The sequence below is a fragment of the Bradyrhizobium sp. MV1.5 genome, assembly GCF_055807615.1.
Map to the genome: position 1 here is coordinate 126368 of NZ_JBVVPL010000010.1, position 20684 is coordinate 147051.

General features: G+C 64.7%; 21 protein-coding genes. 13 read left to right on the forward strand and 8 right to left on the reverse strand.

The window, feature by feature from the left end; genetic code table 11:
* Positions 1-6: 6 nt before the first annotated feature.
* Positions 7-1191 (reverse strand): UbiH/UbiF family hydroxylase, encoded by a 1185-nt coding sequence (locus AC0L2J_RS12740; RefSeq protein WP_473390148.1) that lies wholly within the window; start codon positions 1189-1191, stop codon positions 7-9.
* Between the two features lie 87 nt (positions 1192-1278).
* On the opposite strand from AC0L2J_RS12740, the gene pcsA reads away from it, so the two are divergent.
* The 3 genes from pcsA to AC0L2J_RS12755 all read left to right on the forward strand — a co-directional run bounded on the left by pcsA (position 1279) and on the right by AC0L2J_RS12755 (position 3827).
* A complete protein-coding gene (gene pcsA / locus AC0L2J_RS12745; protein WP_473390151.1) occupies positions 1279-2046 on the forward strand; it encodes a phosphatidylcholine synthase in 768 nt (255 codons plus the stop codon).
* A complete protein-coding gene (locus AC0L2J_RS12750; RefSeq protein ID WP_473390155.1) occupies positions 2043-2777 on the forward strand; it encodes a TerC family protein in 735 nt (244 codons plus the stop codon). Before pcsA ends, AC0L2J_RS12750 begins: the two co-directional genes overlap by 4 nt.
* Before the next feature lie 75 nt (positions 2778-2852).
* Positions 2853-3827 carry a quinone oxidoreductase family protein gene (locus AC0L2J_RS12755; RefSeq protein ID WP_007610513.1) on the forward strand — a complete coding sequence of 325 codons (975 nt, stop codon included), beginning with the start codon at positions 2853-2855 and terminating at the stop codon, positions 3825-3827.
* A gap of 97 nt (positions 3828-3924) precedes the next feature.
* Here AC0L2J_RS12755 and AC0L2J_RS12760 read toward each other — a convergent pair whose 3' ends face one another.
* A complete protein-coding gene (locus AC0L2J_RS12760) occupies positions 3925-5121 on the reverse strand; it encodes an acetylornithine transaminase (RefSeq protein ID WP_473390159.1) in 1197 nt (398 codons plus the stop codon).
* A 402-nt stretch (positions 5122-5523) separates the two neighbouring features.
* On the opposite strand from AC0L2J_RS12760, the gene AC0L2J_RS12765 reads away from it, so the two are divergent.
* From AC0L2J_RS12765 to AC0L2J_RS12775, 3 genes are all read left to right on the forward strand, one after another.
* Positions 5524-6471: a hypothetical protein gene (locus tag AC0L2J_RS12765; protein WP_473390163.1), complete on the forward strand. Its 948-nt coding sequence runs from the start codon at positions 5524-5526 to the stop codon at positions 6469-6471.
* Positions 6472-6628: 157 nt separating this feature from the next.
* Positions 6629-7060: a MerR family transcriptional regulator gene (locus AC0L2J_RS12770; protein ID WP_035974127.1), complete on the forward strand. Its 432-nt coding sequence runs from the start codon at positions 6629-6631 to the stop codon at positions 7058-7060.
* Positions 6993-7412, forward strand: coding sequence for a carboxymuconolactone decarboxylase family protein (locus AC0L2J_RS12775; protein WP_063996303.1), 420 nt, complete (start codon positions 6993-6995; stop codon positions 7410-7412). Before AC0L2J_RS12770 ends, AC0L2J_RS12775 begins: the two co-directional genes overlap by 68 nt.
* Before the next feature lie 84 nt (positions 7413-7496).
* Here the strand turns inward: AC0L2J_RS12775 and rimO are convergent, their stop codons facing one another.
* The gene (rimO, locus tag AC0L2J_RS12780) at positions 7497-8822 is read right to left on the reverse strand and encodes a 30S ribosomal protein S12 methylthiotransferase RimO (protein WP_007610505.1); all 1326 of its coding nucleotides are present in this window, start codon (positions 8820-8822) and stop codon (positions 7497-7499) included.
* A gap of 111 nt (positions 8823-8933) precedes the next feature.
* Between rimO and AC0L2J_RS12785 the strand changes: the two genes are divergently transcribed.
* The 5 genes from AC0L2J_RS12785 (at position 8934) to AC0L2J_RS12805 (ending at position 14754) form a co-directional block, all read left to right on the forward strand.
* A complete protein-coding gene (locus tag AC0L2J_RS12785; RefSeq protein ID WP_007610503.1) occupies positions 8934-9524 on the forward strand; it encodes an ANTAR domain-containing response regulator in 591 nt (196 codons plus the stop codon).
* Positions 9521-10684 carry a CmpA/NrtA family ABC transporter substrate-binding protein gene (locus tag AC0L2J_RS12790; protein WP_473390171.1) on the forward strand — a complete coding sequence of 388 codons (1164 nt, stop codon included), beginning with the start codon at positions 9521-9523 and terminating at the stop codon, positions 10682-10684. Before AC0L2J_RS12785 ends, AC0L2J_RS12790 begins: the two co-directional genes overlap by 4 nt.
* Positions 10685-11015: 331 nt before the next feature.
* The gene (locus AC0L2J_RS12795) at positions 11016-12797 is read left to right on the forward strand and encodes a NirA family protein (protein ID WP_473390174.1); all 1782 of its coding nucleotides are present in this window, start codon (positions 11016-11018) and stop codon (positions 12795-12797) included.
* Positions 12794-14401: a sulfite reductase subunit alpha gene (locus AC0L2J_RS12800; RefSeq protein WP_473390178.1), complete on the forward strand. Its 1608-nt coding sequence runs from the start codon at positions 12794-12796 to the stop codon at positions 14399-14401. The genes AC0L2J_RS12795 and AC0L2J_RS12800 overlap by 4 nt, the downstream gene beginning before the upstream one ends.
* Positions 14402-14601: 200 nt before the next feature.
* A complete protein-coding gene (locus AC0L2J_RS12805; protein WP_007590908.1) occupies positions 14602-14754 on the forward strand; it encodes a hypothetical protein in 153 nt (50 codons plus the stop codon).
* Between the two features lie 86 nt (positions 14755-14840).
* Here the strand turns inward: AC0L2J_RS12805 and AC0L2J_RS12810 are convergent, their stop codons facing one another.
* From AC0L2J_RS12810 to pxpB, 3 genes are read right to left on the reverse strand one after another with little or no spacing between them, the layout of a single operon-like run.
* Positions 14841-15611 (reverse strand): LamB/YcsF family protein, encoded by a 771-nt coding sequence (locus AC0L2J_RS12810; protein ID WP_473390187.1) that lies wholly within the window; start codon positions 15609-15611, stop codon positions 14841-14843.
* A 31-nt stretch (positions 15612-15642) separates the two neighbouring features.
* On the reverse strand, positions 15643-16680 hold the full coding sequence (locus AC0L2J_RS12815) for a 5-oxoprolinase subunit C family protein (protein ID WP_473390192.1): 1038 nt from the start codon (positions 16678-16680) through the stop codon (positions 15643-15645).
* The gene (gene pxpB, locus AC0L2J_RS12820) at positions 16677-17408 is read right to left on the reverse strand and encodes a 5-oxoprolinase subunit PxpB (protein WP_473390193.1); all 732 of its coding nucleotides are present in this window, start codon (positions 17406-17408) and stop codon (positions 16677-16679) included. Before pxpB ends, AC0L2J_RS12815 begins: the two co-directional genes overlap by 4 nt.
* Before the next feature lie 247 nt (positions 17409-17655).
* On the opposite strand from pxpB, the gene AC0L2J_RS12825 reads away from it, so the two are divergent.
* Together AC0L2J_RS12825 and AC0L2J_RS12830 are read left to right on the forward strand one after the other, a co-directional pair.
* Positions 17656-18354 carry a ribonuclease activity regulator RraA gene (locus AC0L2J_RS12825; protein ID WP_473390197.1) on the forward strand — a complete coding sequence of 233 codons (699 nt, stop codon included), beginning with the start codon at positions 17656-17658 and terminating at the stop codon, positions 18352-18354.
* A 25-nt stretch (positions 18355-18379) separates the two neighbouring features.
* Entirely contained in the window at positions 18380-18784 is a 405-nt protein-coding gene (locus AC0L2J_RS12830; protein WP_027518001.1) for a (R)-mandelonitrile lyase, read from the forward strand.
* A 144-nt stretch (positions 18785-18928) separates the two neighbouring features.
* On the opposite strand, the gene AC0L2J_RS12835 is transcribed toward AC0L2J_RS12830, so the two are convergent.
* Together AC0L2J_RS12835 and AC0L2J_RS12840 are read right to left on the reverse strand one after the other, a co-directional pair.
* Positions 18929-19285 carry a hypothetical protein gene (locus AC0L2J_RS12835; RefSeq protein ID WP_473390202.1) on the reverse strand — a complete coding sequence of 119 codons (357 nt, stop codon included), beginning with the start codon at positions 19283-19285 and terminating at the stop codon, positions 18929-18931.
* Between the two features lie 149 nt (positions 19286-19434).
* Positions 19435-20673: a hypothetical protein gene (locus AC0L2J_RS12840; RefSeq protein ID WP_473390207.1), complete on the reverse strand. Its 1239-nt coding sequence runs from the start codon at positions 20671-20673 to the stop codon at positions 19435-19437.
* Between the last annotated feature and the right edge of the window lie 11 nt (positions 20674-20684).

Consider the following 20684-nt stretch of genomic DNA (forward strand, 5'->3'; position numbering starts at 1 on the left):
CGGCGGTTACTTCCGCCAAGTTGGCGTGAGCCCCTCGCGCATTGCAAAACGGCGGAGCGGGCCGATCGCGCCGAGCAGGTGCATGCCGACCGCGCGGACCGGCTGCAGCGGGAGGAAATCGTTGAGCAGCGAGCGGTTGGCGATGTCGATCGCAAAGGTCCGGCTCAGAATGTCCGGACGCCGGGCCCGGTCGTAACGCTTGAGCACGTCTGCTGCGCCAGGATCCTGACCGGCCGCGATGGCCTCGCCCGCAAACCTCGCAATGTCGGCGGCATCGCGGAGGCCGAGATTGAGACCCTGGGCGCCGATGGGGGGAACCACATGGGCGGCTTCGCCGACCAGCGCGATGCGGTCGCGGCCAAAGGATTTGGGACGCTCGATCGCCAGCGGGAACAGATGGCGGCCCGGCTCGACCGTCATCCGTCCGAGGATCGAATGCGACTGCTTCTCGATCGCGGCGGACAATTCCTCATCGCTCAGGCCGCGAAGCCGCTCGGCGTCCGCAGGCGCCGAGACCCAGACGACGCTGGAGCGATCGCCGGGCAGGGGCACGAACACGCAAGGACCATGCGGGGTGTGGAACTCGGTCGAGACGTTACGGTGGGGCCGCGCGTGGCCGACATTGAAGGTCAGCGCCGTCTGGGTCAGCTCGCGCCGCGTCACCGCGATGCCGGAGGCTTCGCGGCACAGCGAATGCCGGCCGTCGGCGCCGACCACGAGGCGGGCCGAGAGGAATTGCGCAGCGGCGGTGCGGATGGCGACGTCATCGGCTTCGATGATCACAGTTTCGGCCTCGTCATCGAAACGGACGACCTGGGGCAGTTCGGCCGCGCGCGCTTCCAGCGCCAGCATCAGCGAGCGGTTGTCGATGTTGTAGCCGAAGGCATCGAGGCCGATTTCGTGGCAGGAGAACCGGACCTCCGGGCTGCGAAACAGCCGGCCGGTGTCGTCGACGAGCCGCATGATTTCGAGCGCGGCCGCCTTGTCCTTGCAGCGCGGCCAGACGTCGAGGCTCTCCAGCAGATCGACGGAGGCACCGAGTAGCGCCGTAGTGCGATTGTCGGCATAGGGCACGCGACGCGCCACCAGCGCGGTCCGTGCGCCCGCCTGCGCCAATGCGATGGCCGCGCTAAGTCCCGCCGGTCCGCCGCCGATCACGGCCGCGTCAAAGAGTGTCGATGCATCTGTCATGGAACGACATTGGACACGCCCCGCAGCAAATTCAAGCCCGCTGATATTTCCCTGATTTTATGACGAATTGTGCGACCGGACGCCGCAATGGCTTATGTGCAAACCGGTGTCATTCTGATAGCAGAAGCCATGGACAGCCAAGAGGATTCCCTGAAACCCAGGCCCGCGATCCGCGCCGCTGCCTTCTCGGTGCATATCTTCACCGCGTTCGGTGCGGCGATCGCGCTGCTGGCGATGCTTGAGGCCGTGCGCGAGCACTGGGCGGCGATGTTTCAGTGGCTGGGCGTCGCCCTCATCATCGATGCGATCGACGGGCCGATCGCGCGCCGACTCAACGTCAAGGACGTGCAGCCGAACTGGTCGGGCGACGTGCTCGATCTCGTGGTCGATTTTGTCACCTACGTCTTCGTGCCGGCCTATGCGATCGTGGCCAGCGGGTTGCTGCTGCCGGTCGCGGCTCCCTTGCTCGGCGTCGCCATCATCGTCACCAGCGCATTATATTTCGCCGATCTGCGCATGAAGGCGGACGACAATCATTTCCGCGGTTTTCCGGCGCTGTGGAATGCGGCGGCGTTCTACCTGTTCCTGCTGCACTGGCCGCCGTTGCTGTCGACACTGCTGGTAGCGGCCCTGGTGGTGCTGACCTTCGTGCCGTTCCACGTGCTGCATCCCGTGCGCGTCGTGCGGCTGCGCCGGCTGACGATGACGTTGATCGCCATCTGGGCTCTGCTCTCCTTCTACACGCTGCAGATGGACTTTCGCGTCGGCACCGGCGTGACTGTCGCGCTCTGCGCGATCGCGCTCTGGATCAGCTTCAGCGACGCATTGATACGGCTGACAAGATCCTTTGCATGATGCACCTGTTGACCAGCCCCGAAGCCTGGGCCGCGCTCCTCACTTTGACCGCGCTCGAGATCGTGCTCGGCATCGACAACGTCATCTTCCTGTCGGTGATCGTCTCGCGCATTCCCGAGAAGCAGGCGCACCGCGCCCGCCAGATCGGGCTCGCGCTGGCGTTGATCTTCCGCATCATCCTGCTCAGCGTCCTGGTCTGGCTGATCGGCCTGACCGCGCCGGTGTTTTCGTTTTCGGGTTACGGCTTCTCCTGGCGCGACCTCATCCTGATCGGTGGCGGCCTGTTCCTGATCGCGAAGGCGACGCACGAGATTCATGGCGAGGTCGAAGCAGACGAGGGCGCGGGCGACGCGAAGTCCCCTCGTAACGCTTTCTTCTGGGTCATCGTCCAGATCGTGATCATCGACATCGTATTCTCGCTGGACTCGATCATCACGGCGATCGGCATGGCGCAGGACATCGAGATCATGATCGCGGCCGTCGTGATCGCCTGCCTGATCATGTACATTTCGGCCGGGCCGGTGTCGCGATTCGTCGCGGAGCACCCGACAACGAAAATGCTGGCGCTGGCCTTCCTGGTGCTGATCGGCGTCGCGCTGGTTGCGGACGGATTCCAATTCCACATCCCGCGCGGCTACATCTATTTCGCGATTGCGTTCTCGGCGACGGTCGAGTTCTTCAACGTGCTGGCGAAACGCAACCGCAGGAACACCCGCAAGCGGTCGGTCTAGGCGTTCCAGCCGGCGTCGAGTTGACAAGGCGGGCGCGATGTCTTTCGCTGGCCCGCGAGAAGAGGAGGTCAGGTGATGACCAAAGCCGTCCGTGTGCACAAGGTCGGAGGCCCCGAAGCCCTGGTCTATGAGAGCGTCGATGTTCCGGCGCCCGGCCCCGGCGAGGTGCGCATCCGCCAGCATGCCGTCGGCCTGAATTTCATCGACGTCTATTATCGCACCGGCCTCTACAAAGCGCCGGGGCTGCCCTTCATCGCCGGCAACGAGGCCTCGGGCGAGGTTCTCGCGGTCGGGCCGGGCGTGACGAATTTCCATCCGGGCGACCGCGTCGCCTACTACCACAATCTCGGCGCCTATACCGGGGAGCGCAACATCCCCTGGGAGCGGCTGGTCAAGCTGCCCGACCACATCACCTACGAGCAGGGCGCCGTGCTGATGCTGAAGGGGCTGACGGTCTGGTATCTCCTGCACAAGACCTTCAAGGTCGAGCCGCATCATCGCGTGCTGATCCATGCCGCGGCCGGCGGCATCGGCCTGCTCGCCTGCCAATGGGCGAGGGCAATGGGTGCCCACGTCATCGGCACCGTCGGCTCGCGCGAGAAGGCTGCGCTTGCCGAGGCCAATGGCTGCGACCATGTCATCCTCTACAACGAGGAAGACTTCGTCGCGCGCGTCAAACAGATCAGCCGCAACGAGGGTTGCGATGTGGTCTATGACGGCGTCGGCAAGGCGACGTTCCCGGGCTCGCTGTCCTGCCTGAAGCCGCGCGGGATGTTCGTCTCCTTCGGCAATGCCTCGGGCCCGGTGCCGCCATTCTCGATCGCCGAACTCAACACTCACGGATCGCTGTTTGCGACCCGGCCCAAGCTCAACGACTATATCGGTACCCGCAAGGAGTTGCTGGAAGGCGCCGACACGCTGTTCGCCGCCGTGATCAACGGCAAGCTGCACGTGCCGATCAACCATGCCTACGCGCTCAAGGACGCCGCCAAGGCGCATATCGATCTCGAAAGCCGCAAGACCACCGGCGCGTCGATCCTGAAGCCGTAGCTCGCCGTCATTGCGAGCGAAGCGAAGCAATCCAGAATCTTTCCGTCGAGGCAGTCTGGATTGCTTCGTCGCTTCGCTCCTCGCAATGACGAACGCGTCACGCCACGCGCCGTGCCGCGCCTGCCCTGGTCAAAATCGCGTCGAGACAATCGATCATCTCGGCGATCTCGGCCCGCGTGACGTTCAGCGCCGGCATGAAGCGCAGCGTGTCGACCTGCGGCGCGTTGAGGAGCACGCCGGCCTCGAACGCCTGTGCGACGATGCCGGGTGCGATCGGCAGCTTGAGGTCGAGCGCCAGCAGGAGCCCCCGGCCACGCACTTCGCCGAGCCCGTGCCGCGCCGAGACCTTCTGCAATTCGCTTTCGAGCAGCAGTCCGGTTTCGGTCGCCGTCTTCAGGAAGTCCGGCTTGCTGACCTCGTCGAGCACCGCGAGCCCCACCGCACACATGATCGGGTTGCCGTTGAACGTGCCGCCCTGGTCACCGTGCTCGAAGCAGGCCGCGCGTTCGGTCGCGAGCAGCGCCGCGAGCGGCACGCCGCCGCCGATGCCCTTGCCGAGCGTCATGATGTCGGGCGCGACGCCGGTGTGCTCGTAGTGGAAGAGCTTGCCGGTCCGGCCCATGCCGGTCTGGATCTCGTCGAAGATCAGGAGGAGGCCGTGCGCGTCGGTGAGGGCGCGCAACTCCTGCAAGAACTGATCAGTCGCCGGCCACACGCCTGATTCACCCTGGATCGGCTCGAGCATCACAGCGACGGTGTTGTCGTTGATCAGCTTTTTGACTGAAGCAATGTCGTTGAGCTTCGCCTTCTTGAAGCCGGCGACCTTCGGCTCGAACAGCGGCTCAAAGGCCTTCTTGCCCGAGGCCGACATCGTCGCCAAGGTGCGCCCGTGAAAGCCGCCTTCGAAGCTGATGATCTCGAACGCGCCGCCTCTGTGGATGCCGCCATATTTGCGCGCGAGCTTGATCGCGCCCTCGTTGGCTTCCGCACCGGAATTGGCGAAGAACACCTGGTCGAACGCGCTGTTTGCGACAAGCTGCTCAGCGAGCTTCAGGCTGGGCTCGTTGTAGAAGGCCGGGCTTGGCGTCAGCAGCCGCTTGGCCTGCGCGGCAAGCGCGTCGGCGATTGCGGGCGGGGAGTGGCCGAGGCAGTTGACGGCCCAGCCCTGCACGAAATCGAGATAGCGCTTGCGGCTGTCATCCCAGAGGTAGGAGCCGGCGCCGCGGACGAACACGGCCTTGGGCCGGGCGGTGATGTCCATCAATGCGTCATACGGATGGGTGGCGCTGGTCATGTCGAACTCCTCTGGAGGCGGGGGAAAAGGGCGCGCGAAAAGCAAAAAGGCCGCACCTTGCGGGTGCGGCCTTTTCGAAAACTGACGCTGAATTCAGCGCTTCAGCGGCGTCTTCGGACATGGCGCACCCTCTCATCGTCGCGGGAGCGACGGCGGAGCATTTCGGTGCGCTGATGGGTCCGAGCGTTGATCATGGGGCGCGGCAATACAGGCGAATGGTGCGGCTTGTCAAGCGGGCGCTTTACAGACCACCCGCCCAGCGTGCATGGGCAGGAGAGAGATGCGTGCCTGGAAACCATTACGTCTCTAGCGCGTTTGTGATCACAGGACGCGAATTGGTTCGAACCGACCGCATGACGGTTCAGACCAAGAGGGGCGGGACCAACCAGATAGTTCAAAGCCTTGTCCGAGACGCCTTATCCGATCGACCTCGACAGCATTCGCGGCGCGTTTCCGCCGGGTGTCGAGGCACCGTCGCTCCTGGTCGACTTCGCCGGGTGGCTGAACGGGCGCCCCTGGGGCAGCGTCGGCTGCTTTTCCTTGCAAGGCCAATTCTCCGATCACGCTCCGATTGTCGACGGTAGTCCATTGCGCGACAGGTTTTCGCTGTTCATGCGGCTGCCGGATGGCTCGGCTGTTGGCGGCTGGTATGGCGCAGGTCTCGACCGCGACAATCCCCCGATCGTGGGGCTTGGGTCCGAGGGCGACTACGAGCTGCTGGCGCCCAGTCTCGACGGCCTGCTCGCGAAGTTGACGTCGCAACAGTTCGACAAGGCCTGGAGCGATCTCAAGCCGCATGACGATGTCGAATGCCAGACGGTCGAGCTCGCGCAATGGCTCACCGGACGGCTGAGCGGGGAGACGGCGACGCCCGATGACGATCCGTCGGAGCTGCCCGACTTTCGCGGCTTCGTGGAAAAATGGAGCCGTGATCGCGAAGACTATTGGGCCAATCATCGCTTGATGGCCGAACTCGGCTGGCGCCTCGCCGCGCATCTGCCGAAGGGCAAGAAGCCCTGGGACAAGACGAATTTCGAGATCGCGATCGTCGGCAGGCAATACCAGGCGCGCGTCCTGACGCGCGGGCCGCAGGCGTTCGAAGAAGCCGCCTCGATCGAATCCCTGCTGCGCGATCTGCGCGAGGAGATGCGCCGCGCGCAGCCCGAGCTCGGGCTGTGGTACGCGATGAAATTCGGGCTCTATGCCGACGGCCGGGTGATGCCGAAATTCGAATACGATGTGCGCCCGATCATCGACGGTGAGCCGGCGAAATTATCCGAAGCGCAGGCCGATCTTGCCCGCGCGCCGCGGCCGGAGCGATGGGTGCCGAAATGGCTGGCGGGATCTTGAAGCTTGGAATCCCGCGATGCTGCCGCCGAGCCGGCGCGCCGAGATCTTCGGCCGTTGTGCCATCATGACCTCGCGGGAACGGCACCTTCGATCCCCCTTGACTTAGAGCGCGCTCGAAGGGGTATCTGTACGTGCGTCAGTACGAGAACGGGCACACATGAAGATCGGCGACCTCGCAAAACGGACCGGCCTGTCGACGCACACGCTGCGTTACTATGAGCGCATCGGGCTGCTGCCCTACGCTGACCGGGATCGCTCCGGCCAGCGTGACTTTGACGCATCGATCCTCACATGGATCGCATTCCTTGGTCGGCTCAAGACCACCGGGATGCCGATCCGGGACATGTTGCGTTACGCGGCGCTTCGTGACGAAGGCGACGCTACCGGCACAAGCCGGCGGCAGATGCTGGAAGTCCACCGCGAACAGGTGCGCACGCAGATCGCCGAACTCCAGGAATGCCTGCTCGTCCTTGATACCAAGATCGCCGGCTATGCCAGCGACGAACAGAGGACGAAGGAAAATGACGCACGCCCAGACACAAGACGAAAGCCGCTTCGATCGCGGCCAGCGGGCCCTGTCACGCATTGACGGCAGTGCCGGCGAAAAGGTCGTCGCTTCACTCGCCGACATCGCTCCGGATTTCGCACGATACGTGATCGAGTTTCCGTTCGGCGACATTTACTGCCGCCCGGACCTCGGCCTGCGCGATCGAGAGATCGCCACGATCGCGGCGCTGACGGCGCTAGGAAATGCCGCGCCTCAGCTCAAGGTGCATCTCGAGGCGGGTCTGAATGTCGGGCTGTCACGCGACGAGATCGTGGAGATCATCATGCAGATGGCCGTCTATGCGGGCTTCCCGGCGGCGCTGAACGGGCTGTTCGCAGCCAAGGAAGTGTTCGCCGCGCGTGACGAACAGCAGGTGTCGGGAGAAGCGACATGACCTCCTAGTCCCGCGCCCAGCCTCACGCCGGCTGGTGGAATGCCTGAGGCGCGCCGGTCTTGCCGGCGTGCCGCGGCCGGAATCTCAGAATCCCGCGACGCTGCCGTGCAGGTCGTATTGGTCGGCGCGTTCGATTTTCGCGGTGACGATCTCGCCAACGCGCAAGGGGCGGCGGCTCGACAGGTAGACGGCGCCGTCGATCTCGGGCGCATCGGCCTTGGAGCGGCCCTTCGAGACGGTCGGGCCGACCTCGTCGATGATGATCTGCTGCCGCGTGCCGACCTTGCGCTTCAGCCTGCGCGCGGAAATCTTCTGCTGGCGCGCCATCAGCGCGTTGTAGCGCTCCTGCTTGATCTCTTCCGGCACGGGATTCTCGATCGCGTTCGCGGTGGCGCCGGCGACCGGCTCGTACTTGAAGCAGCCGAGCCGATCGATCTCGGCCTCGTCCAGCCAGTCGAGGAGATAGGCGAAGTCGGCATCGGTTTCGCCGGGAAAGCCGACGATGAAGGTCGAGCGCAAAGCGAGATCGGGACATTGCTCGCGCCAGCGCTTGATGCGCGCCAACGTCTTGTCCTGCGCCGCCGGACGCTTCATCGCCTTCAGCACCTCGGGGCTCGCATGCTGGAACGGGATGTCGAGATAGGGCAGCACCTTGCCCTCGTTCATCAGCGCGATGACCTCGTCGACATGCGGGTAGGGGTAGACATATTGCAGCCGCACCCAGGCCCCGAGTTCGCCGAGCTCGCGCGCGAGGTCGATGAATTTGGCCCGGACCTGGCGATCCCTCCACGGGCTCTCGGCGTATTTGAGATCGATGCCGTAGGCCGAGGTGTCCTGCGAGATGACCAGCAGCTCCTTCACGCCGGCGCCGACGAGGCGCTCGGCCTCGCGCAGCACGTCGTTGGCCGGTCGCGAGACGAGGTCGCCGCGCAGCTTCGGGATGATGCAGAAGGTGCAGCGGTTGTTGCAGCCCTCGGAGATTTTCAAATAAGCATAGTGCCGCGGCGTCAGCTTGATGCCCTGCGGCGGCACCAGATCGAGATGAGGATTGTGGGCGGGCGGCAGCGCGCGATGGACGGCGTCGAGCACGCTCTCATATTGCTGCGGGCCGGTGATGGAGAGCACGCCGGGATAGGCCTGCTCGATCTGCTCGGGTTCCGCGCCCATGCAACCGGTCACGATCACCTTGCCGTTCTCGGCCATGGCCTCGCCGATCGCCGAGAGTGATTCCTGCTTGGCGCTGTCGAGGAAGCCGCAGGTGTTGACGATGACGATGTCGGCCCCGTCATGCTTGCGGGCGAGCTCGTAGCCCTCGGCGCGCAGGCGCGTGATGATGCGCTCGGAATCCACCAAAGCCTTGGGGCACCCGAGCGACACGAAGCTGACCTTGGGCGCAGCCGTCTGATCCATATCCAAATCTGCCTGATTGACAGGGTTGAGCTAGTCCCAATTGCCCATAATTACAACCCTTTGCATGGCCTGAGGGCGTGCTATGGATGAATCGCTGGTGGTGAGTGAGCAATGAGCGCCGAACAGTCGCCCAAAATCGTGATCGTCGACGAAAGCCCGATCCGGGCTGCGATCCTCGAAGAAGGGTTGCGGGAGGCCGGATTCACGCAGATCGTCCATATCAGCGAGATGCAGAGCCTGCTCGCCCGTATTTATGCGGTCGACCCTGACATCATCCTGATCGATCTGGAAAACCCCAGCCGCGACGTGCTGGAAGCGATGTTCCAAGTCAGCCGCGCCGTGAAGCGGCCGATCGCGATGTTCGTCGACCAGAGCGATTCATCCTCGATCCAGGCCTCGGTCGAGGCGGGGGTCTCCGCCTATATCGTCGACGGGCTGAGGAAGGAGCGCATCAAGCCGATCCTCGACCTGTGCGTGTCGCGCTTCAATGCCTTCGCAAAACTCCAGGAGGAGCTGGAGCGCACCAAGTCGCAGCTCGAGGATCGCAAGGTCATCGAGAAGGCCAAGGGCATCCTGATGAAGGTGAAGGGCCTGACCGAGGACGAGGCCTATGTGCTGCTGCGCTCCACCGCGATGCGCGAGAAGAAGAAAATCGGAGAGATCGCCCAGTCGATCATCACCGCGTCGGAGATGCTGAAATGACCGTTCCCCTCCGCATCGGGTTCATTCCGCTGGTCGATGCCGCAGCGCTGATCGTTGCCGTCGACAAGGGATTTGCCGCGGCCGAAGGGCTCCAGGTCGAACTGGTCCGCGAGGTCTCCTGGTCCAACGTCCGCGACAAGCTCAATATCGGCTTGTTCGACGCCGCGCATCTGCTCGCGCCCGTCGCGATTGCGTCCTCGCTCGGTCTCGGCCACGTCAAGGTGCCGATCGCGGCGCCCTTCAATCTCGGCATCAACGGCAACGCGATCACGGTCTCTCCGGCGCTTCATGCCGCGCTGATGGAGGAGATCGACGGCGACCGCTTCGATCCGCTCGCCACGGCAAAAGCGTTGGCGCGCGTGGTCGCCAATCGGCGCAAAGCGGGTGCCGATCCATTGACCTTCGGCATGACCTTTCCGTTCTCGACCCACAATTATCAATTGCGGTTCTGGATGGCGGCGGCCGGCGTCGATCCCGACGAGGACGTGCGGCTGGTGGTGCTGCCACCGCCCTATATGGTCGACAGTCTCGCCAATGGGCATGTCGATGCGTTCTGCGTGGGCGCGCCCTGGAATTCGATCGCGGTCGATCTCGGGATCGGCCACATCCTGCATTTCGTCTCCGACATCCTGGCGCATGCGGCGGAGAAGGTGCTGGCGCTCCGCCAGGTCTGGGCCGACAAGAATCCCGACGTGGTCGCTCGCCTGGTGCGCGCGGCCGTGAAAGCCGCGGAGTTCATCGAGCACCCGGAAAACCGGACCGAAGCGGCGCGGATCCTGGCGCAGCCGGAGCGGATCGGCGTCGATGCCGAAGTCATTCAGCGCACCCTCACGGGACGCCTCAAGGTTTCGCCGGACGGCACCTTTCGCGAGAGCGGCAGCTACCTTCTGGTGGGACGCGAGGAAGCAGGGCGCCCCGATCCGGTCCAGGCCGCCTGGCTCTATGCGCAGATGGTGCGCTGGGGGCAGACGACGCTGACGCCCGACGGCGTCAAGACGGCGATGGCCGTGTTCAGGCCCGATCTCTACGACGGCGCTCTCGGCCGCCGGCCGCCCGCCCAAGCCCCCGCGGCATTCGGCGCATTCGCCGGCCCCGCCTTTGATCCCGCCAATATTCGGGGGCATCTCGAAGCCTTCGAGGTGGGCCGCTGGAAGGTGTGATTCGGGCCTGCATCGTTTTTGAGCGCTGGAGATCCGAGTCTAAATTTTAGGCCGACTGCTCGAATTTCGGAAGAGCTCCAGAACCCTGAGTTCCCTTTTGCGCTCTTAATTGCTTGATCCTACACACATTTTCATTTCATCGAAGCTGGCACGCAACTTGAATGTTGCAGTGCGGCCAGCCTGTCACAGATGCCTGCTGCGCCAGTCCCCAGCAACGAAGCTGATCGGACCGTTGGGCGCACAGCCGGCTTTCGAGCCAGCCGAGCTCCTCGTGGGTCGTGCACTTTCCGTCGATACCACCTAGGTGGCCGCAGGAGCTTCGTTACTGACCATGAAACTCGACACCGTCTCAGTCGACTTTACCGACGACCAGAAACGCTATCTCGAAGGCTTCACGACCGGTCTGCAGATCAGCCGCGTCGGTCGCGGTCTCGGCGGCGGCGCCGGCAAGGCGAACGCCGAGCCCACCGGTCCCGATGCCGTGCACATCAAGGCGCAGGACAAGGTCATCGCCGCGGGCAAGAAGCTCGCCGACCAGGAGAAGGTCAAGCGCGACGAGCATCCCTTCGATGCCTATCCGCGTCTGCGCCAGCAGGCGCTCGATAATGCGCCGCCGAGCCCGGCGGACAATTTCCGCTGGCGATATTACGGGATCTTCTATGTCGCGCCGACGCAGGACTCCTACATGTGTCGTCTGCGCATTCCGAACGGCATCATGAGGCATTGGCAGCTGGCCGGCCTTGCCGATCTCGCCGATGAAACGTGCGGGCCCTATAGCCACGTCACGACGCGCGCCAATCTTCAGCTTCGCGAGATCCCGCCGAAGAACGCCGTGAAGCTGATCGAGGGCATTCAGGACCTCGGCCTGTGTTCGCGCGGCTCCGGCGCGGACAACATCCGCAACGTGACGGGAACGCCGACGGCGGGTATCGATCCGCAGGAGCTGATCGACACACGGCCTTATGCGCGCGGTTGGCACTACCACATCCTGAACGATCGCTCGTTGTATGGCTTGCCGCGCAAGTTCAACGTCGCCTTCGACGGTGCCGGCAGGATCGCCGTGCTCGAGGAGACCAACGACATCGCTTTCACGGCGTATGAGGTGAAGGACGGTTTCGGCGTCGAGCCCGGGGTCTGGTTCCGCCTCGGCCTCGGCGGCATCACCGGTCACAAGGATTTCGCAAAGTACTCCGGCATTATCGTCAAGCCGGAGCAGGCGACCGCTGTTGCGGACGCCATCGTGCGCGTCTTCATCGAGCACGGCGACCGCACCAACCGCAACAAGGCGCGGCTGAAATACGTGCTCGACGCCATGGGCCATGACGGCTTTCTCAAGCTGGTCGAGGAACGGCTGAAGACGCCATTCACGCGTGTGCCGGAAGAGGCGTTTGCCCCGCGGCCGGCCGCGGACCGCATGGCGCATATCGGCGTGCACAGGCAGAAGCAGGACGGCTTGAACTGGATCGGTGTGTCGCTGACGCTCGGCAAGATCAGCTGCGATCAGATGCGGGGCCTCGCCAAAGTGGCGCGGGACCTCGGCGACGGCGAGATCCGTCTGACCGTCTGGCAGAACCTGCTGATATCAGGGGTGCGTGATGAGAATGTCGAGCTTGCTGTCGCGGCGATCAAGCAGTTCGGGCTTGCGGTCGAGGCCTCGCACATCCGCGCCGGCCTGATCGCCTGCACCGGCAATGCCGGCTGCCGCTTTGCCGCCTCCAACACCAAGCGTCACGCGGCCGAGATCGGCGACTGGTGCGAGCCGCGCGTCGAGATGGACAAGCCGGTCAACATCCACGTCACCGGTTGCCACCATTCCTGTGCCCAGCACTACATCAGCGACATCGGCCTGATCGGGGCTCGCGTGCCTGTCAACGAGGAGGACACGGTGGAGGGCTATCATCTCTTCACCGGCGGCGGTTTCGGTCCTGACGCCGACGTCGGGCAGGAGGTCTATCACGACCTCAAGGCCGAAGACGCGCCGAAGACGGTCGAAGGGCTGCTCAAGGCCTATATCGCCCATCGCTCGTCTCCCGAGGAAACCTTCCTGTCCTTTGCGCGCCGCCATGACGGCGAAACGCTGCGCAAGCTTGCCGATGCACAGGTGTCCGCATGAACCAGATCAGCCCTCCGCCGAAACTCGACATCATTCCCACGAGCGCCCCGTTCTCCGACGCACAACGTTCCTGGCTGAACGGCTTCTTTGCCGGGCTGCTGTCGCCCGAGGCGGCCACGCCGCTGTCGGCCGAGCAGGGCGCCGCTGTCATGCAGGCCGGTGATGGTGACGACGGCGAAGCGCCGTGGCACGACCAGACCATGCCGATCGCCGACCGGATGAAGCTTGCCGAAGGCCGTCCCGTGCGGCGCAAGATGATGGCGGCGATGGCGCAGCAGGATTGCGGGCAGTGCGGCTACAATTGCCACGACTATTCGGAGGCGATCGCGAGCCGCAGCGAAGCGCGGCTCAACCTTTGCGTCCCCGGCGGCAAGGAAACCGCGCGGATGCTGAAGTCGCTGCACGAAGAGCTGGACAAGGCGCCGGCGGCCAAGGCGTCCGACAAGGTCGATGCGGTGGCGGCCCCCGCCGTGACCGTGACGATCGCCGAGCCCGGCCGCTCGCGCGACAACCCTGTTGCGGCGACCTTCCTGTCGCGCCGTCTTCTCAACAAGGGAAAGTCGGAGAAGGAAACCTATCACGTCGAGTTTGATCTTTCCGAGAGCAAGCTCGACTATGTCGTCGGTGACAGTTTTGGCGTGTTCGCGCGCAACGAGCTCGGTCTCGTCGACCAGGTCATCGCGTTGCTCGGCGCCTCCCACACCACCAAGGTCAACGGCAAAACGCTGCGCGAGGTGCTGATCGACGACGTCTCGCTCTCGCCGGCGCCCGACACGCTGTTCGAACTGCTCTCCTTCATCACCGGCGGCGCGCAGCGCGAGAGGGCACGGGCACTGGCGCAGGGCGAGGATCCAGATGGCGACGCCGCCACGCTCGACGTCATGGCGGCGCTACAGAAGTTTTCGGGCACGCGGCCGCATCCCGAAGCCTTCGTGGAGGCGCTGGAGCCGCTGCAGCCGCGGCTCTATTCGATCTCATCCTCGCACAATGCGACACCTGGAAGGCTGTCGCTGACGGTCGATTCCGTGCGCTACGTGATCGGCAAGCGCAAGCGCATCGGCGTCGCCTCGACCTTCCTCGGCGAGCGCATCGCCGAGGGCGAGAAACTCAAGGTCTATGTGCAGAAGGCGCACAATTTCGGCCTGCCACAGGATCCGAAGACGCCGATCATCATGGTCGGGCCCGGCACCGGCATTGCGCCGTTCCGCGCCTTCCTGTTCGACCGCAAGGCGACCGGTGCGCCCGGCAAGAACTGGCTGTTCTTCGGCCATCAGCGCAGCGATTGCGACTTCTTCTACCAGGATGAGCTCAACGCGATGAAGACCTCGGGCCTGCTCACGCGCATGTCGCTGGCCTGGTCGCGCGACGGCGAGAAGAAGTTCTATGTGCAGGACCGCATGCGCGAGGTCGGCCGCGAGCTGTGGACGTGGCTCGCCGAGGGGGCGCATCTCTACATCTGCGGCGACGCCAAGCGCATGGCCAAGGACGTCGAGCGCGCGCTGGTCGATATCGTCGCCCAGTTCGGGGCGCGTTCGACCGACGAAGCCGTCAGTTTTGTCGCCGAGCTCAAGAAGACGGGCCGCTTCCAGGCTGACGTCTACTAGCTGTCACTCTATCGTCATCCGAGCCGGTTCCAACTGGCTCGGATTTGAACGAATAAGATTCTCGGAACCTGCGGGCAGGGAGAATTTGCTCCTGCGTTGCGGGGTTTTCAGAGAACCCGCATCGCTATTTCCGCGGGTCTCTTGCCCGCCACCCTGGTTGATCCCTCATAATCCCGCAAATGGGGCGTTGGAGATCGACCATGCGCGAACTATCGGCGGAAGCCAGGCTGCACTTCTACGCGCGTTCGCTCTCGCGGCGGACCGGTGCGAGCGTGCATCATGCCGCGATGTACAGCGCCTTCGCCGTCATCGCCGCGATCGTGTTCGGCACGCTGTCGGTGCACCCGTTCTAAGTTGTCGTTCCGGGGGGCGAAGCCGAACCCGGAACCTCGAGATTCCGGGTCTGATGCTGCGCATCATCCCGGAATGATTGAAAGCCTCACGCCCGGCGCTTGAACGGCGCGACCTCGATGCCTGCATCCTTCAACGCCTGCCGCAGGCCGCGCGCGATGTCGACGGCGCCGGGCGTATCGCCGTGGATGCACACCGTGTCGGTGCGCATCTTGATGACCTTGCCCGTGACCGAGACCACCGCACCGTCCTGCACCATGCGCACCACTCGGTCGGCGATCGCCTTGGCGTCATGCAGCACCGCGCCTTCCTTCTTGCGCGAGACGAGATTGCCATCGTCCTCATAGGCGCGGTCGGCGAACACCTCGTGCACCATCGGCAGATTGGCGGCTTCACCGGCCTTCACCAGCTTCGAATTGGCGAGCACGACGAAGATCAGGCTGGGATCGACCGCCTTGATGCCGGCGGCGATCGCCTTCGCCGTCATGTCGTCCTCGCAGGCGACGTTGGAGAGCGCGCCATGCGCCTTCACATGCGTCACCTTGTGGCCGGCCGCGGTCGCGATCGCCTGCAACGCGCCGATCTGGTAGGCGACGAGGTTCTCGATCTCGGAGGCTTTCAGGCCCGCGATCGGATGGCGGCCGAAGCCGTGCAGGTCGCGATAGCCAGGATGCGCGCCGACCGAGACGCCGCGCGCTTTCGCCAGCTCGACCGTCCGGCGCATGATATCGGGATCGCCGGCGTGGAAGCCGCAGGCGACGTTGACCGAGCTCGCCAGGTCGATCATGGCGGCATCGTTGCCCATCTCCCACGCGCCAAAACCTTCGCCGAGATCGCAATTGAGATCGATCGTCTTCATGGGGTGCTCTCCGTCTCTGATCGTCTTGTCGTTACGGTTCCACCGCGACCTGCCAGGTCCCGGCATCAACGGCACTCACAGCATAGCCCGCGACATTGGCATCGCTGAGCGCTTCGATGTTGAGCGCGACGGTATCGGCGGAGCGCAGGCGATCGGGCAGGTTGCGGATCAGTTGCGCAAATTTCCTCGCCTCGTCCTGCGCCTCGGCCATGCTGACCGCCTCGAAGCGGAACGCCGTTCCTGCCGAGGTCTGCGCGAGACGTCCGACATCGGCCGTGATCACGGTCGCGATCTTCGGGTAGCCGCCGGAGGTGCCGCGGTCCATCATCAGCGCGATCGGCGCGCCGTTGCCGGGCACCTGGATGCTGCCGTTGACCGTTCCGTCGGAGACGATGTTGTGGCCATGCAGATGCTTGATCGCGGGACCCTCGAGCCGGTAGCCCATGCGATCGGAGGTCGCCGAGATCTTCCACTCGCTGTCGAGGAACAGCGCCTTGTTGACGTCGTCGAATTCGTCGTCCTGCGGTCCCAGCAGGACGCGGATCGGACCGCTCGATGGCTTCGGCAGTTCGATGCGCAGGTCCGGTGCACCGCTTGCGGCATCGACTGTGAATTCGTCGCCGGCCTGCAACGGGCGCGGGTAGGGGCTGCCGAGACCGGCACGGGCGTTGACCGCGAGACTGCCGAACACCGGCTCGCCCTTGATCCCGCCTTCGATCGCCAGATAAGTGAACGCGCCGCCGCGGGCAAAGCCCAGGGTCAGCGTCTCGCCGTCTTTCAAGGTCACCGATGTGTCCATGGCGACCGGACTTCCGGCGACGTCCGCATTGCGCGGCGCGCCTGAAATCGCGACGCGCACGGCACCGTCGCGCGCGGTGAACGAGGTGCCGAACGGGCCGACCTCGACAACGGCTGCAAATGGTTCGTTGCCGACAAGCGTGTTCGCCGCCGCGAGCGACAGGCGGTCCATCGCTCCGCTGACCGTCAGGCCATAGCGCTGCGCGCCATGGCGTCCGCCATCCTGGACCGAGCTTGCGGGCCCGATGCTGGCGATCACGAGCCGGCTCATGCGACCACCTGCTCGGCGATGATCTCGCCTGCCTCGGCGGCGCGGTCCTGTTCCTCGAACGTCTTGTGGTCGATGGCGAAAAACGTCACGCGATCGCCGGGTTCGGTGAGGAAGGTCGGATTGCGGTGGAGCTGATAGGTCCGCACCGGCGTGCGGCCGAGCAGGTGCCAGCCGCTCGGGGCCGCCAGGCACTGGATTCCGGCCTGGATGCCGCCGATCGAGATCGTGCCGGCAGGCGTCAGCAGCCGTGGATTCTGCCGCCGCGACATCTGCAGGAATTTGTCGAGCCCGCTGAGATAGGACCAGCCCGGCGTGAAGCCGATCATGGCGACCTTGTAGTCGCCGGCGACGTGGCGCGCGACGATGTCGTCGGGCGTGGTGTTCAGCGCCTTCGCGACGTCCTCGAGGTCGATGCCGTGCTCGCCGCCATAGGCGACGGGAATACGCCAGCGGCGTGCCTTGGTCGCCGGCGGCAGCGGCTGGCTGGCGAGCGCGAGCAGCTTTTCGCCAAGAGCATCGAAGCCGATCTTGCCGGGATCATAATGCACCAGCAGCGAGCGATAGGTGGGCACGGACTCGGTGATGCCATCGATCGGGCTTGCTGCGAGCACCTTGTCGAGCGCCAACACGCGCTGGTTGGCGCCGTCGTCGATGGTACGGCTGAACTCGACCGTGACGGCGCTGTCGCCACTGGGCAGAAGGCGGGGCGGGGGAAGCGTCGCGGACATGGGCTGTCGAAATCGGGCTTCTGGAGATACGCGGGCTCGGCCTTGAGCTCCGCTTGTTCCTGCTTCGCGTAAATGCGCCCGCAAGTCCAATAAATTAATGCAGGGGGAGCCGATAAAGCCTTGTTATCGCGACGCATAACTGCGCTGCGGCCCTGCATGATTGGTAGCTTGTTGGCCCTTGACGCAAGGCCCGCACCCCGCAAGATGCGCGCGTTCTTTCCCGCCCATCCGGAGCTCGTCTGTTTCCATGTCGCTGTCCCCCGAAGCCCGCAAGACCCTCGCCGGCATCACCACTGCCACCATCACCACGGTCCTGCTGAAGAAGGGCCTGCGCAACATCTGGATGCGCGGCGCGCGTCCGCTGCGCCCGGGTCTTCCCCGCCTGGTGGGACCGGCCTTCACGCTGCGCTTCGTGCCGGCGCGCGAGGATCTGGCGACGCCGGAATCCTGGTCGTCGCCGATCTCGACCCGCACCGCGATCGAGGCGATGCCGGAGGGCTGCATCGCCGTGGTCGATGCCATGGGCATCACCGACGCCGGCATCTTCGGCGACATCCTGTGCGCGCGCATGATGAAGCGCGGCGTCACCGCACTCGTCACCGACGGTGTCGTGCGCGACGTCGAGGGCGTGCTCGGCACCAACCTGCCGGTCTGGTGCGACGGCTATGCCGCGCCGCCGTCGGTTGCCGGCCTGACCTTCGTCGGCTGGGGCGAGCCGATCGGCTGCGGTGGCGTTGCGGTGTTCCCGAACGACATCGTGGTCGCCGACCAGGACGGCTGCGTGCTGATCCCGCAGGCGATGCTCGAACACGTGCTCAACGAGGGTGTCGAGCAGGAGCGGATGGAAGCCTGGATCGTCAAGGAGGTGAACAATGGCGCGGTTCTCCCGGGCCTCTATCCCATGAACGCCGAGACCAAGGCGCGCTACGCCGCAAGCAAGAAGTAATCGGGAAAGAAGCGAGGTAAATCCAATGGAGATCACTGTTGCAGGCACGCGGCCGACACGCCGTGCGCCCGGGGAACACTTCACCGGCACCGTGTGGCAGGACCCCGTGATCATGGCGCCCGCGCCGGCGCGGCTGAACTGCTCGCGCGTCTCGTTCGAGCCGGGTGCGCGCACCAACTGGCATCACCATCCGCTCGGGCAGACGCTCTATGTGATTTCGGGAGTCGGGCGGGTGCAGTCCAAGGGCGGGCCTGTCAGGGAGATCCGTCCCGGCGACACCGTCTGGATTCCACCGGGCGAGCTGCACTGGCACGGCGGGTCGCCGACCAACGGCATGACCCACATCGCGATGCAGGAAGCGCTCGACGGCGTGTTCTCGACCTGGCTGGAGCCCGTGACCGACGCGGAATACGGCGCGGCGGTCGGCTAACGTCTGGTGTCCCGGACAAGACGCATCGCCGCAGGGCGATGCGGCGCCGATCCGGGACCCAGAGATTTGGGACGCACCAAGAATGCTGGGTCCCGGCTCTGCGGAGCAGCGTTGCACGCTGCACCGCGTCCGGGGCACGCGCACTTACATCCGCTCGGCCGTCCACGTGCCCGTGCACATGCTGCCGCGCCAGGTGCCGGAGCCGGAGGTGCCGCTGAGCCGGCCGAAGCCGACGGCGCGCTTGATGCCGGTGCTCAAGGTGACATTGATGCTGCCGGCATCCGCGACGCGGCCTGACGCCGTCACCATGGCGCTGCTCGAGGCGATCTGACCGTTGTTGATGCCGATCGCGACCGTTGCGCCGTTACCGCAGGTCTCGCTCGATGACGAGATACGGACATTCCATGCGCCGTCAAAGGTGGAGGTGGTAGCGCCTGCCTGCGTCAGCGGGAAGGCGATGGCGACAATGGTGGCGAAGAGACCCTTGCGAAATCCGTTCATGACACGCCCCTTGGGTTGATCCGGGGGCACCATGACAGACGCGGCGGGCGGACGATGTGAGGGCCGTCACGCACCTCACCGGAGCAGTGTTCCGGGGTGTCGGAATGGGTTTGCTCGGCTCCAAGCCCGGACGGGCCTGCCATAAACGGTCATTTTGACGTCGAAGCGCGATCGAGCACGCGCGCTAGCGCAACGGCGGAGTTGGCATCGACCCGCGCCACCTTGGCGATCGTTTTCCTCAATTCGGACGCCTCGGATGCGAAAAGTCTGTCCGGATCGTCCGGGGCTCCGGTGACGCCGGAGAGGAGGCTGAGCTGCATCCCTCCCAGAACCTGCGCCACGGCCGGCATTGCGCTTTTGCCGAGGGCTCCGTTCAAGAGAGGTCCCCGTGAGCCGCGGTGGGCGTTTTTCGGCGTCATTCGTTCGACGAGCTTGTCGAAGCTCGTTTGGTAGGCGCCGATGGCGATGAGGCGATCGTTTTCAGCCAGTTCCGGCGACGTGATGACCTCGGAGCGCAGCGCCAGCATCTGCTCCTCTGCACGGTCGAAATCTCGCGTCATGACGACGCGCGCGACGTCTTGCCAGCGCCGATGGAAGCCCAGCTGCGTCAGCGGATTGATCGTGTCCGGTCCGTCGGCGAACAGAGTGCCCGTAAACTCGACGGCGAGCAGACAGTAGTTCAATCCGGCGACACGCTTGCCGTCCGACAAAAGCTGGTCGTCGGTGACGACCAATCGCTTTGCCGCGGCCTCGTCGAGTTCGGGGCCTGCGACCAGGAGATAGCCGCTGCGGCCGAGCGCGTTTCCGTCCGCATAGGACAACAGTGGCGTGACGATGTTGAGTCCGAACAAGCCAGCGACGCGGTCGTAGACTTTTTCTGCGACACGCACGCCCTCCGACACGCCGGGCACCAGCCCGGTCTGCGTCGTCAGGTCGGCCGCAAGTTGCAGGATTTGCTGGGCGACGTCATGGTAGGGCAGGCGGAACAGGCCCACGAACAGGGACAGATTGTCTTCCTTCATGGGCGCGCGCCTGACGGCGTAGATATTCCTGAACTCGATATAGCCCGGAGCAGCCGCCCCCGCGGACTTGAGTTGGGCGGCGATCTCGTCATTGCTCAAGATCGTCGGCCTGCGCTGCCGGCCGTCGCCAAAGCTGAACTCCGTCAGGACGACGCCAAGCGGCAGGAACGAACTGAAGAATTTGCCGCCTTCGCTCAGTCCCATCTCGACCATGCGGAGTCCGAAGTAGCTTGCTTCGGGAACGAAGGCTGCTCCCGTTGAAATCGCGTTGTCGCCGGAGGCGGGCACATAGCCGACATAGGGACGCTTCAATTCGCGGCTCGCCCAATGTTCGACAGTGTTCTTGAATGTGGTCCAGACAGTCATGACAGGATCCG

Bases quoted from the DNA above. Each gene is read 5' to 3' on its own strand.
- AC0L2J_RS12775 (WP_063996303.1), top strand. From the start codon at position 6,993: ATGACGCACGCCCAGACACAAGACGAAAGCCGCTTCGATCGCGGCCAG.
- AC0L2J_RS12795 (WP_473390174.1), top strand. From the start codon at position 11,016: ATGAAACTCGACACCGTCTCAGTCGACTTTACCGACGACCAGAAACGC.
- pcsA (WP_473390151.1), top strand. From the start codon at position 1,279: ATGGCTTATGTGCAAACCGGTGTCATTCTGATAGCAGAAGCCATGGAC.
- AC0L2J_RS12815 (WP_473390192.1), bottom strand. From the start codon at position 16,680: ATGAGCCGGCTCGTGATCGCCAGCATCGGGCCCGCAAGCTCGGTCCAG.
- AC0L2J_RS12810 (WP_473390187.1), bottom strand. From the start codon at position 15,611: ATGAAGACGATCGATCTCAATTGCGATCTCGGCGAAGGTTTTGGCGCG.
- rimO (WP_007610505.1), bottom strand. From the start codon at position 8,822: ATGGATCAGACGGCTGCGCCCAAGGTCAGCTTCGTGTCGCTCGGGTGC.
- AC0L2J_RS12790 (WP_473390171.1), top strand. From the start codon at position 9,521: ATGACCGTTCCCCTCCGCATCGGGTTCATTCCGCTGGTCGATGCCGCA.
- AC0L2J_RS12750 (WP_473390155.1), top strand. From the start codon at position 2,043: ATGATGCACCTGTTGACCAGCCCCGAAGCCTGGGCCGCGCTCCTCACT.
- AC0L2J_RS12770 (WP_035974127.1), top strand. From the start codon at position 6,629: ATGAAGATCGGCGACCTCGCAAAACGGACCGGCCTGTCGACGCACACG.
- AC0L2J_RS12825 (WP_473390197.1), top strand. From the start codon at position 17,656: ATGTCGCTGTCCCCCGAAGCCCGCAAGACCCTCGCCGGCATCACCACT.
- AC0L2J_RS12760 (WP_473390159.1), bottom strand. From the start codon at position 5,121: ATGACCAGCGCCACCCATCCGTATGACGCATTGATGGACATCACCGCC.
- AC0L2J_RS12740 (WP_473390148.1), bottom strand. From the start codon at position 1,191: ATGACAGATGCATCGACACTCTTTGACGCGGCCGTGATCGGCGGCGGA.
- AC0L2J_RS12835 (WP_473390202.1), bottom strand. From the start codon at position 19,285: ATGAACGGATTTCGCAAGGGTCTCTTCGCCACCATTGTCGCCATCGCC.
- AC0L2J_RS12800 (WP_473390178.1), top strand. From the start codon at position 12,794: ATGAACCAGATCAGCCCTCCGCCGAAACTCGACATCATTCCCACGAGC.
- AC0L2J_RS12830 (WP_027518001.1), top strand. From the start codon at position 18,380: ATGGAGATCACTGTTGCAGGCACGCGGCCGACACGCCGTGCGCCCGGG.
- AC0L2J_RS12840 (WP_473390207.1), bottom strand. From the start codon at position 20,673: ATGACTGTCTGGACCACATTCAAGAACACTGTCGAACATTGGGCGAGC.
- pxpB (WP_473390193.1), bottom strand. From the start codon at position 17,408: ATGTCCGCGACGCTTCCCCCGCCCCGCCTTCTGCCCAGTGGCGACAGC.
- AC0L2J_RS12785 (WP_007610503.1), top strand. From the start codon at position 8,934: ATGAGCGCCGAACAGTCGCCCAAAATCGTGATCGTCGACGAAAGCCCG.
- AC0L2J_RS12805 (WP_007590908.1), top strand. From the start codon at position 14,602: ATGCGCGAACTATCGGCGGAAGCCAGGCTGCACTTCTACGCGCGTTCG.
- AC0L2J_RS12755 (WP_007610513.1), top strand. From the start codon at position 2,853: ATGACCAAAGCCGTCCGTGTGCACAAGGTCGGAGGCCCCGAAGCCCTG.